This window comes from Fenollaria sporofastidiosus (assembly GCF_943169635.2).
GTDB lineage: Bacteria > Bacillota > Clostridia > Tissierellales > Peptoniphilaceae > Fenollaria > Fenollaria sporofastidiosus.
Genome location: NZ_OW968186.1, coordinates 1,300,457 through 1,316,903, shown reverse-complemented (window position 1 = coordinate 1,316,903; position 16,447 = coordinate 1,300,457). Strand labels below are relative to the sequence as shown.

General features: G+C 34.1%; 22 protein-coding genes and 1 pseudogene. 21 read left to right on the top strand and 2 right to left on the bottom strand.

The annotated features are described in order from the left end of the window. Window positions 1–12: 12 nt before the first annotated feature. Window positions 13–360, bottom strand: a complete 348-nt coding sequence (locus tag KO172_RS06430) for a serine aminopeptidase domain-containing protein (protein ID WP_215492662.1) — start codon at window positions 358–360, stop codon at window positions 13–15. Window positions 361–376: 16 nt separating this feature from the next. Further along, window positions 377–829 carry an alpha/beta fold hydrolase gene (locus KO172_RS06425; protein WP_215492661.1) on the bottom strand — a complete coding sequence of 151 codons (453 nt, stop codon included), beginning with the start codon at window positions 827–829 and terminating at the stop codon, window positions 377–379. A 209-nt stretch (window positions 830–1,038) separates the two neighbouring features. Here KO172_RS06425 and KO172_RS06420 point away from each other — a divergent pair, with 209 nt between their 5' ends. The 21 genes and pseudogenes from KO172_RS06420 (at window position 1,039) to KO172_RS08205 (ending at window position 16,432) form a co-directional block, all read left to right on the top strand. Beyond that, window positions 1,039–1,560 (top strand): copper homeostasis protein CutC, encoded by a 522-nt coding sequence (locus KO172_RS06420; protein WP_215492660.1) that lies wholly within the window; start codon window positions 1,039–1,041, stop codon window positions 1,558–1,560. Window positions 1,561–1,994: 434 nt separating this feature from the next. Next, window positions 1,995–2,417, top strand: a complete 423-nt coding sequence (gene glmS, locus KO172_RS06415) for a methylaspartate mutase subunit S (RefSeq protein WP_215492659.1) — start codon at window positions 1,995–1,997, stop codon at window positions 2,415–2,417. Then, a complete protein-coding gene (gene glmL, locus KO172_RS06410) occupies window positions 2,418–3,797 on the top strand; it encodes a methylaspartate mutase accessory protein GlmL (RefSeq protein ID WP_215492658.1) in 1,380 nt (459 codons plus the stop codon). A 9-nt stretch (window positions 3,798–3,806) separates the two neighbouring features. Next, window positions 3,807–5,264 carry a methylaspartate mutase subunit E gene (locus KO172_RS06405; protein ID WP_215492657.1) on the top strand — a complete coding sequence of 486 codons (1,458 nt, stop codon included), beginning with the start codon at window positions 3,807–3,809 and terminating at the stop codon, window positions 5,262–5,264. Window positions 5,265–5,284: 20 nt separating this feature from the next. Beyond that, on the top strand, window positions 5,285–6,523 hold the full coding sequence (locus KO172_RS06400) for a methylaspartate ammonia-lyase (RefSeq protein ID WP_215492656.1): 1,239 nt from the start codon (window positions 5,285–5,287) through the stop codon (window positions 6,521–6,523). Window positions 6,524–6,587: 64 nt separating this feature from the next. Further along, a complete protein-coding gene (locus KO172_RS06395; protein ID WP_215492655.1) occupies window positions 6,588–7,427 on the top strand; it encodes a fumarate hydratase in 840 nt (279 codons plus the stop codon). Window positions 7,428–7,441: 14 nt separating this feature from the next. Continuing rightward, window positions 7,442–8,008, top strand: coding sequence for a Fe-S-containing hydro-lyase (locus KO172_RS06390; protein ID WP_215492654.1), 567 nt, complete (start codon window positions 7,442–7,444; stop codon window positions 8,006–8,008). Continuing rightward, a complete protein-coding gene (gene citD / locus KO172_RS06385) occupies window positions 7,987–8,268 on the top strand; it encodes a citrate lyase acyl carrier protein (protein WP_215492653.1) in 282 nt (93 codons plus the stop codon). Before KO172_RS06390 ends, citD begins: the two co-directional genes overlap by 22 nt. Then, complete coding sequence (locus KO172_RS06380) at window positions 8,258–9,127, top strand: HpcH/HpaI aldolase/citrate lyase family protein (protein WP_215492652.1); 870 nt, start codon at window positions 8,258–8,260, stop codon at window positions 9,125–9,127. The genes citD and KO172_RS06380 overlap by 11 nt, the downstream gene beginning before the upstream one ends. Further along, on the top strand, window positions 9,111–10,577 hold the full coding sequence (citF, locus tag KO172_RS06375; protein ID WP_251320138.1) for a citrate lyase subunit alpha: 1,467 nt from the start codon (window positions 9,111–9,113) through the stop codon (window positions 10,575–10,577). Before KO172_RS06380 ends, citF begins: the two co-directional genes overlap by 17 nt. Window position 10,578: 1 nt before the next feature. Beyond that, window positions 10,579–11,055, top strand: coding sequence for a PTS sugar transporter subunit IIA (locus KO172_RS06370; protein ID WP_215492651.1), 477 nt, complete (start codon window positions 10,579–10,581; stop codon window positions 11,053–11,055). A gap of 294 nt (window positions 11,056–11,349) precedes the next feature. Beyond that, window positions 11,350–12,096 carry a 30S ribosomal protein S2 gene (rpsB, locus tag KO172_RS06365; protein WP_215492650.1) on the top strand — a complete coding sequence of 249 codons (747 nt, stop codon included), beginning with the start codon at window positions 11,350–11,352 and terminating at the stop codon, window positions 12,094–12,096. A 9-nt stretch (window positions 12,097–12,105) separates the two neighbouring features. Continuing rightward, window positions 12,106–12,753: a translation elongation factor Ts gene (gene tsf, locus KO172_RS06360; protein WP_215492649.1), complete on the top strand. Its 648-nt coding sequence runs from the start codon at window positions 12,106–12,108 to the stop codon at window positions 12,751–12,753. Between the two features lie 3 nt (window positions 12,754–12,756). Next, window positions 12,757–13,464 (top strand): UMP kinase, encoded by a 708-nt coding sequence (pyrH, locus tag KO172_RS06355; protein WP_215492648.1) that lies wholly within the window; start codon window positions 12,757–12,759, stop codon window positions 13,462–13,464. 1 nt (window position 13,465) lies between these two features. Beyond that, on the top strand, window positions 13,466–13,957 hold the full coding sequence (gene frr / locus KO172_RS06350) for a ribosome recycling factor (RefSeq protein ID WP_479680628.1): 492 nt from the start codon (window positions 13,466–13,468) through the stop codon (window positions 13,955–13,957). Window positions 13,958–14,118: 161 nt separating this feature from the next. Beyond that, window positions 14,119–14,373, top strand: coding sequence for an undecaprenyl diphosphate synthase family protein (locus KO172_RS08225; RefSeq protein WP_374047627.1), 255 nt, complete (start codon window positions 14,119–14,121; stop codon window positions 14,371–14,373). A gap of 144 nt (window positions 14,374–14,517) precedes the next feature. After that, a complete protein-coding gene (locus KO172_RS08220) occupies window positions 14,518–14,733 on the top strand; it encodes an undecaprenyl diphosphate synthase family protein (protein ID WP_374047626.1) in 216 nt (71 codons plus the stop codon). A 413-nt stretch (window positions 14,734–15,146) separates the two neighbouring features. Further along, window positions 15,147–15,482: pseudogene (locus KO172_RS08215) on the top strand (phosphatidate cytidylyltransferase). A 14-nt stretch (window positions 15,483–15,496) separates the two neighbouring features. Beyond that, window positions 15,497–15,817 (top strand): site-2 protease family protein, encoded by a 321-nt coding sequence (locus tag KO172_RS06340; protein ID WP_215492645.1) that lies wholly within the window; start codon window positions 15,497–15,499, stop codon window positions 15,815–15,817. Window positions 15,818–15,825: 8 nt separating this feature from the next. After that, window positions 15,826–15,957 (top strand): PDZ domain-containing protein, encoded by a 132-nt coding sequence (locus KO172_RS08210; RefSeq protein ID WP_374047649.1) that lies wholly within the window; start codon window positions 15,826–15,828, stop codon window positions 15,955–15,957. Between the two features lie 364 nt (window positions 15,958–16,321). Further along, window positions 16,322–16,432 carry a site-2 protease family protein gene (locus tag KO172_RS08205; RefSeq protein WP_374047625.1) on the top strand — a complete coding sequence of 37 codons (111 nt, stop codon included), beginning with the start codon at window positions 16,322–16,324 and terminating at the stop codon, window positions 16,430–16,432. Window positions 16,433–16,447 lie beyond the last annotated feature (15 nt).

Sequence of the window (16,447 nt, the reverse complement as noted above, 5' to 3'; positions counted from 1 at the left end):
CAAAAGCTCTTCTTAAGCAAGAAGAGCTTTTAATATGTCTTGATATACTTTTTCTTTCTCAATATCATGAAGCAAATCATGTTTTAGGTTCTCATACTCATACATCTCTAAGTTATCAATACCATTGCTTCTTAAAAGTCCATACATTTGTTTTATGCCAGTGTCGTAGTTCGATAGTGGATCTTTCTTTCCAGTGAATAGATATATTGGTAAGTCCTTTGGAATATAATCTAAGCTCTCTTTTCTATTAGCCTTATCTGTGCCGTGAATAATCATTTGGAAGAAGCCGTTACTATATTCAAAGATACACAAAGGATCATTTAAAAACTTTGCATTTTCTTCTGAATCTGATGTTAGCATATTATCTTTACTAGCCTTATATAAAGTCAAAGGCTTTTTTATTAAGAGCTTCGTTCTTACCATCGTAACCTTCTTTGGCAAGAGCAAGCTTTAAAAACAATTTAAATAATTTATTTACAAATATTGGGCTTTTAATGCATGATAAAAGTAATAACTTATCTATATAGTCACCAAACTTATATGCATAAGTCCTGGCAAGTATAGATCCCATGGATTGACCAATCATAGCTAGTTTTTTATCAGGATTTTCCTTTCTAATTATAGTGTTTAATACATCGATATCATCAACCATTTTCATCCAAGCGTTTGTATATGGAACAAGACCTAAATGTTCTTTGTCCACAGCACTCATGCCATGTCCTCTTAAGTCTAAAGCATAAACAGAAATGCCGTTAGCTTGGAGAAACTTAGCAAACTCATCATACCTCATAGCGTGATCATGCATACCATGGATTATTTCAACACACATTTTAGGGTTTTCAACTTTCCACTCTAAATACTTGATCTTTTATTATCTTTTGCAGTAAATTCTAAATAATTCTTTTCCATTTTCTCACCTATAAATATATTACTTCTCCTTGCAAACATTATACTATATTTATATTTAATATTCAATAATTATTATCATTTAAAGTAATATATGATATAATACAAGTAAACAGATAGATTGGAGGTAATATGATGAAATATACATTAGAAGTATGCACTGACTCATTTGAATCAACACTCATAGCACAAAGAGCAGGAGCTGATAGAGTAGAATTAATAGCATCAACTGTCTTAGGCGGTATTACACCTTCTTATGGATTGTGTAAGAAGGTACTTAACGAGCTAGATATACCTTTTGTTGCAATGATAAGACCTAGACAAGCAGGCTTCTCATATTCAAAGTATGATTTAGATGTTATGAAAGAAGATATCATAGCACTTAAAGAGCTTGGAGTGCAAGGTTTTGTTTTTGGTGTTTTGAATGATGACGGAAGCATCAATATGAAGGCAAATGAGTATCTACTTAAATACTGCGAAGGCATGGACAATGTTTTTCATAGAGCGTTCGATATAGATCCAAACTTAGATGCTAATTGCAAAAAGCTTATAGAACTTGGCTTTAAACGTGTATTAACTAAGGGCGGAGATAATAAAATCACAGATACTTATAAAATTATTAATTCATTATATGAAAATATTACGATAAATTAGAGTTTATCACAGGCGGAGTAAGAGAATAACATTGATTTTATTAAAGCTAAGTTGCATGTAGATCAATTGCACATATCATCAAATAAAGTTTTTATTGATAAATCTACGTTAGCAAATAAAAAGCTTTTCTTTGGAACTAATCCAAATGAAGATGAAGGAACATATTATTTGGCAGATGAGGAGTATTTGAAACGAATAATAAAGTCATTTAGATAACTATGACAAAAATTTAACAATTTGATTTGCAAGTAAAAAATAAGATGTTGCAAAAATATTTAAAAAGCACGCATTTTTAAGTCATAATTGACAGATTTTGAAAATTAACATTAAATTTATTCATTGCAAGTAAAGCGCCGTAAAAAATGAGTTTTTACTATTTAAAATTATATGTTTATATGATAAAATGAGAATATAATTCAAATAGGAGGAGTACAATGAAAGAAAAAAATGGTAAGACAATCATCCTAGGGGTAATTGGATCAGATTGTCACGCAGTTGGATTGACTATATTAGACCACGCTTTTAATAATGCTGGCTTTAACGTAGTTAACATAGGTGTTTTATCACCTCAAGAAGACTTCATCAACGCAGCTGTTGAAACTAAAGCGGACCTAATCTGTGTATCATCACTATATGGTCAAGGAGAGATAGACTGCAAGGGCATGAGAGAAGCATGTGATGAAGCAGGTCTTAAAGACATACCACTTTATGTTGGAGGCAACATAGTTGTTGGTAAACAAAAGTGGGAAGAAGTAGAACCTAGATTTAAAGCTATGGGCTTTAACAGGGTTTATCCACCAGGAACTAGTCCTGAAGTTACAATTGCAGATATGAAAAAGGACTTAGGAATTAATTAAATGAAAGCATATCTTTTTATCGATTTTGGAAGCACATTTACAAAATTAACTCTAATAGATATTGAAAAAGAAGAAATCATAGCAACTGCCAAGAGTTATACAACTGTTGAGACTGATGTTGCTATTGGATATCACAATGCTTATAAGGATTTAATGTCAAAGGTCGATGGCGATGTAGAAATTATTAAGAAGCTTGCTTGCTCTTCAGCGGCAGGAGGCTTAAAGATTGCAGCCATAGGTCTAGTACCAGAGCTTACTGCAGAAGCAGCAAAGAGAGCAGCCTTAGGAGCAGGCGCTAGAGTTATTAAGACATATTCATATAAGATGAACTCTCATGAGATTGAAGAGCTAAGGGATTCAAACGCAGATATGATTTTGTTAGCTGGAGGAACTGACGGAGGCAATACAGAAGTAATTCTACATAATGCACAATCAATTGCTGATATTGGTATTACTAAACCAGTTGTAGTTGCAGGAAATAAGAGTAGCTATGATGAAATTGAAAAGATATTTGCAGATAAAGTGGAATATAGACTTACTGAAAATGTAATGCCTAAACTTAACGAAATCAATGTTAATCCTGCAAGAGAAACAATTAGAGACATATTCATGGAAAGAATTACAAAAGCCAAGGGCATGACACACATTGAGGATGACATCTCGGGCATATTGATGCCTACACCACAAGCAGTTTTAAAGGCGGCAGAAGCTTTTAGTTTAGGAACACCTGATGAAGATGGCGTTGGTGATTTAGTAGTTGTTGACATAGGGGGCGCGACAACAGATATTCACTCTATAGCAGATGGCGCACCATCAAAACCTGGTGTTATATATAGAGGTTTGGAAGAACCACTTTCAAAGAGAACTGTTGAAGGTGACCTTGGTATGAGATACTCATCAGAGAGCGTATATGAAGCATCTGGTTTAAGGATGATAAAGAAGTACTTAGATATCAGCGGATATGATGTAGAAGAAGAATTTAAAAAGAGATACAATCACACTGATTTGGTTTTCACCGATGAAAAAGAAATTAAGTTCGATGAAATGATGGCAAAGATTTGTGTTGACATATCAATGAAAAGACACTGCGGCTATGTAGAAGCTGTTTATTCACCTCTAGGAACAATGTATCAACAAGTAGGTAAGGACCTAACTGAGCTAAAGCATATGATTGGTACTGGAGGTATACTAGTTAATTCAGAACATCCAGAAGAAATACTAAAGGCTGGACTTTATGATCAGGAAGATTTAAACTCATTAAAGCCTAGATATCCTGAATTTTCAGTAGATAAACATTATATACTTTCAGCTATGGGTTTATTAACAATGATTGATAAAAACATGGCAGTTAGAATGATGAAGAAATATATAGTTATATAGGGGGAAGCTATGAAAGTAGAAAATAAAAGATGGACTGATGAAGAATTTTTTGCGGAGCGTGAAAAAGTTCTTAAACAATGGCCCACAGGAGCAGAGGTTGATTCACAAGAAGCAATTGACTTTTTAAAGAAGGTTCCTGAAGAGAAGAACTTTGCCGATGTGATGGCAAAGGCAAAAAAAGAAGGCAAAACACTAGCACAACCAAGAGCCGGAGTTGCTCTAATCGATGCTCACATAGAATTATTAACATTCTTAACTGATCAAGGTGGAGCAGACTTATTGCCATCAACAATTGACTCATACACAAGACAAAATAGATACGATGAATGTGAAGTTGGTATTAAAGAATCATTAAAAGCAGGAAGATCATTATTAAATGGTTTCCCAGCAGTTAACCACGGAGTTAAAGGCTGTAGAATGGTTTATGCTGCTGTTTCTAAACCTCTTCAAGCAAGACATGGTACACCAGATTCAAGATTGCTTTCTGAAATCATTCACGCAGGTGGATTCACATCAAATGAAGGTGGAGCTATAAGCTACAACGTTCCATATGCAAAATCTGTTCCTATAGATAAATGCTTACATGACTGGCAATATTGTGACAGACTAGTAGGTTTCTATGAAGAAAATGGTGTACACATCAACAGAGAACCATTTGGACCACTTACTGGTACACTTTGTCCACCATCAACATCAAACGCAGTTGCTATAGTAGAAGCTTTGCTAGCAGCTGAACAAGGCGTTAAAAACATAACTGTTGGCTACGGTCAATGCGGTAACTTAATTCAAGACGTAGCAGCAATTAGATCACTTGAAGAACAAGTTAATGAATACTTAAAGAAATTTGGATATAACGATGTATTAATAACTACAGTATTCCACCAATGGATGGGCGGTTTCCCTCAAGATGAAGCTAAAGCATTTGGTGTTATATCTTGGGGTGCTGCAACTGGTTCATTAGCAGGAGCTACAAAAGTTATCGTTAAGACACCTCACGAAGCTATTGGTATTCCAACTAAGGAAGCAAACGCAGAAGGTATTAGAGCTACTAAGATGGTTCTTAATATGACAGAAGGTCAATTATTACCAGAAGGTAAAGAATTAAGAGCGGAAATTGAACTAATAAAAGCAGAAACAAGATGTATTATAGAAAAACTATTTGAATTAGGTAAGGGTGACTTAGCTGTTGGTACTGTAGAAGGCTTTGCACAAGGAGTTATGGACGTACCATTTGCTCCATCTAAGTACAATGCAGGAAAGATGATGCCAGCTAGAGATAATAACGGTGCTGTTAGATATCTATTCACTGGTAACTTACCATTTACAAAAGATATACTTGACATCAATAGAGAAAAGCTTGAAGAAAGAGCAAAATTCGAAGGACGTCCAGTAAGCTTTGACATGACAACTGACGATATATTTGCAGTTGGCTTCGGAAAATTAATAGGTAGACCAAAAAATAATTAATATAAAAAGGAGACTTGATTATGAAAATTAAAAAAGTTATCTGCTCAGCAGGTAAAACAGGTTTTTACTTTGATGACCAAAAGGCTATCAAATTAGGCGCAAAACATGATGGAATGTTTTATTTAGGAGATCCTGTAACTCCAGGTTTTAAAGCAATCAGACAAGCTGGAGAATCAATCTCAGTTATGTTAGTTCTTGAAGACGGACAAGTTGCACTAGGTGACTGTGCAGCAGTTCAATACTCAGGAGCAGGTGGAAGAGACCCACTTTTCTTAGCAGAAGATTTTATTGCATTTATTAATAAAAACATTGCACCTAAACTAGAAGGAAGAGAAATAACTACTTTCAAGGAAATGGCTGAAGAGTTTGATCATATGCATGTAGATGGCAAGAGATTACACACTGCCATCAGATATGGTATCACTCAAGCTTTACTTGATGCAGTTGCTAAGACTAACAAAGTAACTATGGCAGAAGTTGTTAAAAAAGAATATAATACTGGCGTTGAAATAAAGAGAGTTCCTATATTTGCTCAATCAGGCGATGACAGATATTTAAACGCTGACAAGATGATTATAAAAGAAGCAGACGTTTTACCTCACGGTCTATTTAATAATGTTGAAGAAAAAACTGGTAAAAACGGTGAATTATTAAGAGAATATGTTGTTTGGTTAAGAAACAGAATTATTGAACATAGACACAATGAATCATACAACCCAATTTTCCACATCGACGTATATGGAACTATAGGTGATGCTTTTAACAACGATGTTGACAAGATGGCTGAATATCTAAAGACACTTGAAGAAGCTGCTAAACCATTCAAACTTAGAATTGAAGGACCTATGGACATGGGTGAAAGAACTAAACAAATGGAAGTTCTTAGAGACTTAACTAAGAAGCTTGATGATGAAAAGATTAATGTAGAATTAGTTGCTGATGAATGGTGCAACACTTATGAAGACGTTGTTTACTTCGTTGATAATGGCGCTGGACACATGATTCAAATCAAGACTCCAGACTTAGGCGGAATCAATAACACTATTGAAGCTGTTAAATATTGTAAAGATCACCATGTAGGTGCTTACTGCGGTGGTACTTGCAATGAAACTAACAGATCTGCTGAAGTATTAGTAAATATTTCTATGGCTACAGGAGCTGATCAACAATTAGCTAAACCAGGTATGGGTGTTGACGAAGGTATCATGATCGTTAATAACGAAATGAACAGAGTAGTAGCACTAGTTAATAACAGATAATATTTTTCATTGAAAGTAGCAATATTGTATTGCTACTTTCATATTATACATAGGGGGTAAAATTTTGAGAGAGATTAAAAGTAGTGATATCACTAAAAAATTAAAAGAGGGTCTATTGGAAATAGCTTCAGTTCTACCAAGAGACGTAATGAACAGACTTGTTGAACTTAGAGATAAAGAAAAGTGGCCTCTAGCGAAAGAAACAATAACAACTATCATAGATAACGATAATCTTGCACAAAGAGATAGCGTTCCAATGTGTCAAGATACTGGTATGGTTATTTGCTTTGTTAAGATTGGACAAGACGTACATGTGGACGGATCTATAAAAGATGCTATAAACCAAGCGGTAAGAGAAGCGTATACTGATGGTTACCTTAGAAAATCTGTTGTTAAAGATCCTATCGATAGAGTTAATACAAAGGATAACACTCCAGCTATCATTCACTTTGAAATAGTTGAAGGCGATATATTCGAAATAGCTTTTGCTGCCAAAGGCTTTGGATCAGAAAATATGTCTAAGCAAAAGATGCTTAAACCTGCTGATGGACTTGAAGGTGTTAAGAAATTTATTCTTGAAACAGTTGAAACAGCTGGACCAAACCCATGTCCACCTATTATTGTCGGCGTAGGTATAGGAGGAGACTTCGAAAAATCATGTATCATGGCGAAGGAATCTCTTATGAGAGATATAGATGATTATAATAAAAATCCATTCTATGCTGATCTTGAAAAAGAATTACTTGAAAAGATTAATGAATTAGGTATTGGACCTCAAGGATTTGGCGGTAAGACAACAGCCTTAAGAGTCTTTATAAATACTCATCCAACACACATAGCTGGATTACCTGTAGCTGTTAACATTCAATGTCACGCTGCTAGACACAAAGTTATTTCATTATAAAGGGGGATATTACTATGGCTATAGAAATTAAAACACCATTTACAAGAGAAACTCTTAAAAATTTAAAATCAGGCGACAATGTATTAATAACAGGTACAATATACACAGCAAGAGATGCAGCTCATAAAAGATTAGTTGAACTACTTAATGAAGGTAAAGAATTGCCGTTCGATCCAAAAGGAGCTTGTATTTACTATGTAGGACCATCACCTGCAAAACCTGGAAGAGTAATTGGCTCAGCAGGACCTACTACAAGCTATAGAATGGATCCATATGCACCACAAATGATGGACGCAGGAGTTATGGGCATGATAGGCAAAGGCAAGAGAGATGACAATGTAAAAGCTAAGATCGTTGAGCATGGCGCATGCTACTTCGCCGCTATAGGTGGCGCTGCTGCAATTATTGCTGATAGAATAAAAACTGCTAAGATTATTGCTTACGAAGATTTAGGAGCTGAAGCTCTTAGAGAGATAACTGTAGAAAAGTTTCCAGCAACTGTTATAGTTGACCCAAATGGAAAGGATCTATATATTGAAGGCAAGAAGGAGTATTTAGAATGGAAAGAAAAGAACGAGTAATTAGCAAAGCTGCAAAGGCAGGTTCGCTTGAATCAAATGATCTTATGATTATGATAGAACCTTCTGACAAATTAGAAATCACACTAAACTCTGTTGTTAAGGAGCAATATGGTGATATGATTCTAAAAGCTATTAATGAGGTACTTGAAGATGAAGGCGTGAAGAAAGCGAATATCGTCATTAACGATAAGGGAGCTTTAGACTTTACCATTAGAGCGAGAATGAGAACTGCAATCGAAAGGAGTCAAAATGAACTATAGAACTATGTTATTTATGCCTGGTAACAATCCAGGTATGTTGCAATCGTCTGATATACTTGGAGCAGATGCTATAATTATAGACTTAGAAGATGCAGTATCTCTACCTGAGAAAGACGCAGCAAGAGAACTTGTTAAAGAATATTTAAAAACATTTAAGTCTGAAGGTAAGGGTGGATCAGATATATATGTTAGAGTTAATCCTCTTGACACTGATTACTTCTATAAAGACCTAGATGCATTAAAGGGACTAAATTTTGATGGCATTATGCTTGCCAAAGCATCCCAAGAATCAGTTGAAGCGCTTTCTAAGTATTTGGATGATAATAATCAAAAGTATGATATATTTTGCTTAATCGAAACATCTCAAGGTGTTGAAGACGCTAGAAACATCCTTGCTAAATCGAATAGAGTAAAAGGTGTTTTATTAGGAGCTGAAGACTTAACACTTGACTTAGGTGCAAAGAGAACAAAAGAATCAGATGAAATTAAGTACTCAAGAATGAGAATAGTTTCATGTGCAAAGTCGCTTGGTCTACAAGCAGTTGATACTCCATGGACAGATACTGATGATATAGAAGGCTTAATTATGGATACTAAGAAAGCTAAGGCTATGGGTATGACAGGTAAGGCTTTAATATCTCCAAGACATGTTGATCCAGTCAATGAAATTTTCTCTCCAAGCAAGGAAGATGTTAATCACGCAATCAGAGTTATGGAAGCTCTTAAAGATGCTAAAGAAAAAGGTCTAGGAGCATTCTCGCTTGATGGCAAGATGGTTGATAGACCAATAATATTAAGAGCAATAAATACCTTAAAGATGTCTGACAATTACAAGGAGGAATATGATGAGCTTTTATAATGATGATATAAAAATATTAAATAAGAAAGATTATCCAAAGAAAGAAGCCAAGCCAAGCAAAGTTTATGAAAGTATCAAAGAACTATTTGATAAACTTGAATTGAAGGACGGTATAACAGTTTCTTCACATCATCATTTAAGAAACGGTGATGCTGTGTTAAATATGATGATGCTTGAACTACAAAGAAGAGGCATAAAAGATATAACATTAGTAGCTTCATCATTATTCCCAGTTCATAAAGAACTTATTCCATTGCTTGAAGATGGAACTATAACAAACATAGTTACATCATATATATCTGGTGATTTGGCTAAGGCTATATCAAAAGGAAAGCTTAAAGGAAAGATACTAATGCAATCGCATGGCGGAAGAGCTAGAAGCATAATCGATAAAGACGTGGTGATTGATTACGCTTTTATTGCAGCTCCATCTTGTGACCCTATGGGTAATATCTCTGGAGTTAATGGAGAAGCATCCTGCGGATCTATGGGCTATGCTATAGCTGATGCTATCTATGCTAAAAAGAAAATCGCTATAACAGATACAATAGTTGAATATCCTAACTATCCAAGCGATATTACAGAAGACTATGTAGATTACATTTTAAAAGTAGATAGCATTGGTGATAAAAACGGTATAGTATCAGGAACAACAAAAGTTACTAAAGACCCAGTTGGACTTAAGATTGCTAAAGATACACTTAAAGTAATGAAGGCATCAGGACTACTTAAAGATGGCTTTAGCTACCAAAGTGGTGCGGGTGGAATTTCACTTGCAGTTACTGATTTTTTAAGAGACTATATGATTAAAGAAAACATCAAAGGATCATTTGCAAGTGGTGGCATAACTGGATACTTAACTGATATGCTTGAAGAAGGTTTATTTACATCTCTTTATGATGTTCAATGCTTCGACCTTAAAGCAATAGAATCTATTAAAAAGAACGCAAATCATTTAAGAATGAGTGGATCCGAATACGGCAATCCAGAAGTATCAGCTGTCGTTGATAACCTCGACGTAGTTATTTTAGGTGCTACTGAAATAGACCTTGATTTTAATGTTAATGTTATAACAGGTGCTGATGGAGTTTTAATGGGCGGCTCAGGTGGTCACCAAGACACAGCGGCTGGAGCAAAGATGTCAATCATAGTTTCAAAACTATTCTCATCAAGACTTCCAGTTATTAAAAACAGAGTAGATGTTATAGCAACACCAGGAACTACTATAGACGTCCTTGTAACTGAAAGAGGTATAGCAGTTAATCCATTGAGACAAGACTTAATTGATAAGTTTAAGGCAAGCGGTTTAAATGTTATGACAATACAAGAATTAAAAGCAATTGCAGATAACTTTATGGGCGAGCCAAAAGAAATAAAGAAGAAAGATAGAATTATCGGTTACAGTGAATATAGAGATGGATCTATATTAGATGAAATTCACGAGGTGTAATATGGGATTATTTTCAAAGAAAAAAGAACTTGATCTATATGCTCCAATTACAGGAGAGCTTATTGATATAACAGATGTTAAAGACCAAGTTTTTTCACAAAAAATACTTGGAGATGGAGTTGCAATAGAACCAAAAGAAGGCGTATTATACGCACCATTTGATTGTGAAGTTGTTCAGCTTTTCCACACTCTTCACGCCATAGGATTAAAAACTAAAGATGTAGAAATACTTGTACACATCGGCATGGATACAGTAGAACTTAACGGTGAAGGCTTTAAAGGCTTTGTCAATGAAGGCGATCATGTTAAGAAAGGCCAAAAGTTAATTGAGTTTGACATTGACTATATCAAGTCAAAGGGTAAAGAGGCTACTACTCCTATAGTTATCACTAACATGGATATAGTTAAGTCACTTGATAAAAGCAAAGCAAAAGACATCGTTGCTAATCAAGATATAGCAGTCAAAATTAATTTATAATTCAAATATTCAAAGCGAGGTAATATATATGCCTCGCTTTTTCTATGAAAATGAAAATAAATTGTTAATTAATGAACTACTAGTTAAATTTTGATTTAAGTTATGTATACTAGCGACAAACAATAAAAATAAAAATTTTTATCTCAAAGAAAAATGCTTGTAATTTGTATACATATATGTTATAATTGATTAGTAAAAATATGCACACTTCACGATGCACGCCTCAGGTGCTATTATATAGTTAAGGCGGCAGGTGAATGAAGTGTAAAGAAAAAAACTTGGAGGTAGAAAGACATGGCAGTAATTGCAATGAAAGACTTATTAGAAGCAGGTGTTCACTTCGGACACCAAACTAGAAGATGGAACCCTAAGATGGCTAGATTCATTTTCACAGAAAGAAACGGAATCTATATCATCGACCTACAAAAGACTGTAGATCAAATTGAAAAAGCTTACAAATTGATCAAGGAAGTTGTTGAAGAAGGCGGAAAGGTTCTATTTGTTGGAACAAAGAAACAAGCTCAAGAAGCTATCGAATCAGAAGCTAAGAGATCTGAAATGTTCTATGTTAACCAAAGATGGTTAGGTGGTATGCTTACTAACTACAATACTATCAAAGGTAGAATTAAAAAGCTTGAAGAATACAACAAGATGGAAGAAGATGGTTCTTTAAGCGTTTTACCTAAGAAGGAAGTTGCTACTATAAGAGCAGAAAAAGAAAAATTAGCTAAATACCTAAATGGTATCAAAGACATGGGTGGAATGCCACAACTATTATTCGTTGTTGACCCTAAGAAAGAAAAGATAGCTATTAACGAAGCTAAGATTCTTGGAATTCCAGTAGTTGCTTTAGTTGATACTAACTGCGACCCAGATGAAGTTGACATTGCTATACCAGGTAACGATGATGCTATCAGAGCGGTTAAATTAATAACTGAAACATTGGCTAATGCAGTTATCGAAGGTAAGCAAGGCAAACAAGAACATTCTGAAGAAAAAGCTGAAGAAAACACAGAAGAAATAAATAACGAAGAAAATTAGGAGGTAAATATGGCTATAAGTGCACAATTAATTAAAGAATTAAGAGAAAAGACAGGAGCAGGCATGATGGACTGCAAAAAAGTCCTAGTTGAAACTGATGGCGACATAGATAAAGCTATCGACCTATTAAGAGAAAAAGGTTTAGCTTCTGCTGAAAAGAAAGCATCAAGAATTGCGTCAGAAGGCTTAGTTGCTTCTTATATTCACTCTGGAAGAATTGGCGTTTTAGTTGAAGTTAACTCTGAAACTGACTTTGTAGCTAAGACTGATGAATTTAAAGAATTCGTTAAAGATATAGCTATGCAAGTAGCTGCATCAAATCCAGAATATCTATGCGAAGAAGATGTTCCTCAAGAAGCTATTGATAAGGAAAAAGAAGTTCTAATTCAACAAGCTATAAATGAAGGAAAACCTCAAAACATCGCTGAAAAGATGGTTGAAGGAAGAATGCATAAATTCTTTGAAAGAGTATGCTTACTTGACCAACCATTCATCAAAGATCCAAGCATTACAGTAAATGACTTATTAAAAGAAAAAATTGCTAAGATTGGCGAAAACATTAAGATTAGACGTTTCGTTAGATATGAAGTTGGCGAAGGCCTAGAAAAGAGAGAAGAAGATTTTGCTGCAGAAGTAGCAAAGCAAATGGGCAATTAATTTATGGCTTATAAAAGGATCGTTTTAAAACTAAGCGGTGAAGCTTTAGCTGGTGGCGAAAAGACTGGTATTGATAACGAAGTTATTAAGTCTATAGCCAAGAGAGTTAAGATTATCACTGAAAAAGGTGTTGAGGTCGGTATTGTTGTTGGAGGAGGTAACTTCTGGAGAGGAAGAGACTCATTAAACATACAAAGAGCAACATCTGATTATATGGGCATGCTAGGAACAGTTATGAATGCACTTGCTTTGCAAGATGCTTTAGAAAAGATGAATGTTCTTACAAGAGTACAAACATCTATAGAGATGAGAGCTGTGGCTGAGCCATATATAAGAAGAAGAGCAATAAGACAACTTGAAAAGAAGATGGTTGTTATCTTTGCTGCTGGTACTGGTAATCCTTACTTCTCTACTGATACAACAGCTGCGCTTAGAGCTGCAGAAATTAACGCAGAAGCTATACTTTTAGCTAAGAAGGGTGTAGATGGAATTTATGATAGCGATCCAAAGCTTAACAAGGATGCTAAAAAATTTGATACTTTATCTTATCTAGATATACTAGGCAAGAATTTAAAAATTATGGATGCAACTGCAACATCTTTATGTATGGATAACAATATACCACTAGTAGTATTTGGTATAGATGATCCTGATAACATAGTAAGAGTTGTAGACGGCGAAAAGATAGGAACTATTGTAAAGGAGGATTAATATGCCTGATAGATTTAGTCAAGAATATGAACCGAAAATGAATAAAACAATAGAAGTTTTTAAAGAGGATCTAAATACAGTTAGAGCTGGCAGAGCTAACCCAGCTTTACTTGATAAAATTATGGTTAGCTATTATGGTGTTATGACTCCACTTCAACAACTTGCTAATATTTCAGCACCAGAACCTAGATTGTTAGTCATTCAACCATATGATGCAAATAGCATTCCTGAAATAGAAAAAGAAATTCAAAAATCAGACTTGGGTATTACGCCATCAAATGACGGTAAATTAATTCGTTTACCGTTCCCTCAATTAACTGAGGATAGACGTAAAGAGTTAACTAAGATAGTTTCCAAGAAAGGTGAAGATACTAAGATTATAATAAGAAATCTTAGAAGAGATTTAATGGATACTATTAAGAAGGCTGAAAAGATGGAGATATCAGTGAAGATGATAGAAAGACATTTGAAGAAGATGCTCAAAATTAACTGATAAATACACTGAAAAGATAGAACTTATTACAAAGAAAACAAAAAGAATTAATGGAAGTGTAAAATATTAACCCCCTCTTTACAGGGGGTTATTTACAAGGAGATAGTTATGATTCCAAATCATGTAGCAATAATTATGGATGGCAACGGCAGATGGGCAAAATGAGAAACATGCCTAGGACTTATGGCCATAAAGAAGGTATGAATAGAGTTATAGAAAATGTAAGGTACGCCTCTGATTACGGCATTAAATATCTTACACTATATGCCTTTTCTAAAGAAAATTGGAAAAGACCTAAGGAAGAAGTATCCTTCTTAATGAAACTAATTATAATTTATATTAACAGTCAAATTGATGAACTAGATAGAAACAATGTTAAGATTGTTGTATCTGGCGACTTGGAAGGTATATCCTGAATCAAAAGTGTAATAGATTTAGCAATTGAAAGAACATATAAAACACAGGACTTGTGCTTAACATTTGCTTAAACTATGGTTCAAGAGATGAAATAATTAGAGCTATAAATCTTGCTAATAACGATGGTAAAGTGATTAACTCTTATGAAGATCTTAAAGCATACTTTTATAATTCATATACCAGATCCCGATCTAATTATTAGAACTAGTGGGGAAGAGATTATCAAACTTTTACTTATGCAGTGTGCATACAGTGAGTTATACTTCACTGATAAGTTATGGCCGGACTTTCATAAAGAAGATTTTGCTGAAGCCTTAGATAGTTTTGCACATAGGCAAAGAAGGTATGGAGGAATATAATGAAAAGTTTTTAAAAGATTAGCTACGTCTGTAGTTGTATTATTACTTCTAATATTAATTATTTATGATATGAACCATATCTATAGATTTGGTATCTTTTATGTGCAACACTTGCATCATATGAAATGTTAAATATGATGGCAGATTCTAGGAAGATATTAACTTATATCCTTGCAATTTTAATTAATCTTTTAATTTATCTTAATACTTATATTTTATTATGCCAATGGAACATATATTTTATTGGCAAGTATTATTTTCTCTGTAATAAGCGTTGCAGACAAAGATTTCACATCAAAAGCTTTTAAGCTTGATATTTACAACATTTTTATTATATATCCATTCTCAATTTTCTACAGCATACAAGATAGAAATGTGCTTATACTTGTATTTTAATTTCTATATCAAGCGATGTGTTTGCATATGTATGTGGTACCTTGTTTGGTAAGCATAAATTAATTGAGAGGGTAAGTCCTAATAAAACAATTGAAGGTTCGCTTGGCTCGTACATAATAACTGTAGCTCTAACGTATCTATATTAGATACTTTAATTTAAGCTGCAATCAATATTATTACATAGGCTTATTTTAGTGCCAATTGTAGCACAATTTGGTGATTTAATATTTTCAAAACTAAAGAGAGCTTATAATATTAAGGACTATGGATACATATTTCCGGGACATGGAGGTGTGATGGACAGATTTGATAGCGTTTTATTGGTTTGTCCATTTGTTATAATTTGTTTTTAAGGAGTAATTAATATATGAGTATGATAATAGCTTTTCTAGTATTTTTAGTTTTGGTTACAATTCATGAATTTGGACACTTCATTATGGCTAAATGGGCAGGAATCAAAGTGAATGAGTTTGCTGTTGGTATGGGTCCTGCGATTTTGAAAAAGCAAGGTGGAGAGACTCTTTATTCTTTAAGAATATTTCCGCTTGGTGGCTACTGCGCTATGGAAGGCGAGGACGATGAAAGTTCAGATGAAAGAAGCTTTGACAATGCTAAAGCTTATAAGAGACTTGTAGTTATACTTGCTGGTGCTTTTATGAATATTATACTAGCAGTAATAGCATTTTGATAGTTAATATGCAAAGTGGTTATACTGATTTACGCATTGATAAAGTTGAGCCAGGTTCAGTGGCATATATTGCCGGTATTCAAGAAAATGATGAGATAATTTCATATAATGGTAAAAACCTTTATTATTTCTTGAGCTAAGAAACATGATACTTAACTCAAATAAAGATATAGATACGATCACAATAAAAGAGATGGTAAACTATTAAATTTTGAACTTAAGCCTGAACTAGCTAGTATTAATGATAATGGAAAGGTATATGAATATAAGAAAATTGGCATTAGGCCACAAGTACGTCATGACTTCTCAGGTGCTTTTAAAGAAAGTGTTAACACTTGCAGATATGCCTTTAGATCTATGTTTGAATTTTTATCAAGAGCCTTTAAGGGTAATGTTAAGAAAAATGAGGTATCAGGTCCGGTTGTTATAATCAAAACTATAGCGAGCGCCGCCAAGGTAGGTTTCAGCTCTGTAATGTTTTACTTGGACTTATAAGCATAAACCTTGCATTTTAACCTTCTACCTTTCCCAGCTCTAGATGGAGGAAAGGCTGTATTTATATTATTTGAGATGATAACTGGTATTAAAGCTAATAAAAATTTGAGTATGCAGTAAATATAATTGGTTTTC

Bases quoted from the DNA above. Each gene is read 5' to 3' on its own strand.
- KO172_RS08225 (WP_374047627.1), top strand. From the start codon at position 14,119: ATGAGAAACATGCCTAGGACTTATGGCCATAAAGAAGGTATGAATAGA.
- glmS (WP_215492659.1), top strand. From the start codon at position 1,995: ATGAAAGAAAAAAATGGTAAGACAATCATCCTAGGGGTAATTGGATCA.
- tsf (WP_215492649.1), top strand. From the start codon at position 12,106: ATGGCTATAAGTGCACAATTAATTAAAGAATTAAGAGAAAAGACAGGA.
- KO172_RS06370 (WP_215492651.1), top strand. From the start codon at position 10,579: ATGGGATTATTTTCAAAGAAAAAAGAACTTGATCTATATGCTCCAATT.
- KO172_RS06400 (WP_215492656.1), top strand. From the start codon at position 5,285: ATGAAAATTAAAAAAGTTATCTGCTCAGCAGGTAAAACAGGTTTTTAC.
- citD (WP_215492653.1), top strand. From the start codon at position 7,987: ATGGAAAGAAAAGAACGAGTAATTAGCAAAGCTGCAAAGGCAGGTTCG.
- KO172_RS06390 (WP_215492654.1), top strand. From the start codon at position 7,442: ATGGCTATAGAAATTAAAACACCATTTACAAGAGAAACTCTTAAAAAT.
- frr (WP_479680628.1), top strand. From the start codon at position 13,466: ATGCCTGATAGATTTAGTCAAGAATATGAACCGAAAATGAATAAAACA.
- rpsB (WP_215492650.1), top strand. From the start codon at position 11,350: ATGGCAGTAATTGCAATGAAAGACTTATTAGAAGCAGGTGTTCACTTC.
- KO172_RS08220 (WP_374047626.1), top strand. From the start codon at position 14,518: ATGAAGATCTTAAAGCATACTTTTATAATTCATATACCAGATCCCGAT.
- KO172_RS06430 (WP_215492662.1), bottom strand. From the start codon at position 360: ATGCTAACATCAGATTCAGAAGAAAATGCAAAGTTTTTAAATGATCCT.
- glmL (WP_215492658.1), top strand. From the start codon at position 2,418: ATGAAAGCATATCTTTTTATCGATTTTGGAAGCACATTTACAAAATTA.
- KO172_RS08210 (WP_374047649.1), top strand. From the start codon at position 15,826: ATGCAAAGTGGTTATACTGATTTACGCATTGATAAAGTTGAGCCAGGT.
- pyrH (WP_215492648.1), top strand. From the start codon at position 12,757: ATGGCTTATAAAAGGATCGTTTTAAAACTAAGCGGTGAAGCTTTAGCT.
- KO172_RS06420 (WP_215492660.1), top strand. From the start codon at position 1,039: ATGATGAAATATACATTAGAAGTATGCACTGACTCATTTGAATCAACA.
- KO172_RS06425 (WP_215492661.1), bottom strand. From the start codon at position 829: ATGTGTGTTGAAATAATCCATGGTATGCATGATCACGCTATGAGGTAT.
- KO172_RS06380 (WP_215492652.1), top strand. From the start codon at position 8,258: ATGAACTATAGAACTATGTTATTTATGCCTGGTAACAATCCAGGTATG.
- KO172_RS06405 (WP_215492657.1), top strand. From the start codon at position 3,807: ATGAAAGTAGAAAATAAAAGATGGACTGATGAAGAATTTTTTGCGGAG.
- citF (WP_251320138.1), top strand. From the start codon at position 9,111: ATGATGAGCTTTTATAATGATGATATAAAAATATTAAATAAGAAAGAT.
- KO172_RS06340 (WP_215492645.1), top strand. From the start codon at position 15,497: ATGAGTATGATAATAGCTTTTCTAGTATTTTTAGTTTTGGTTACAATT.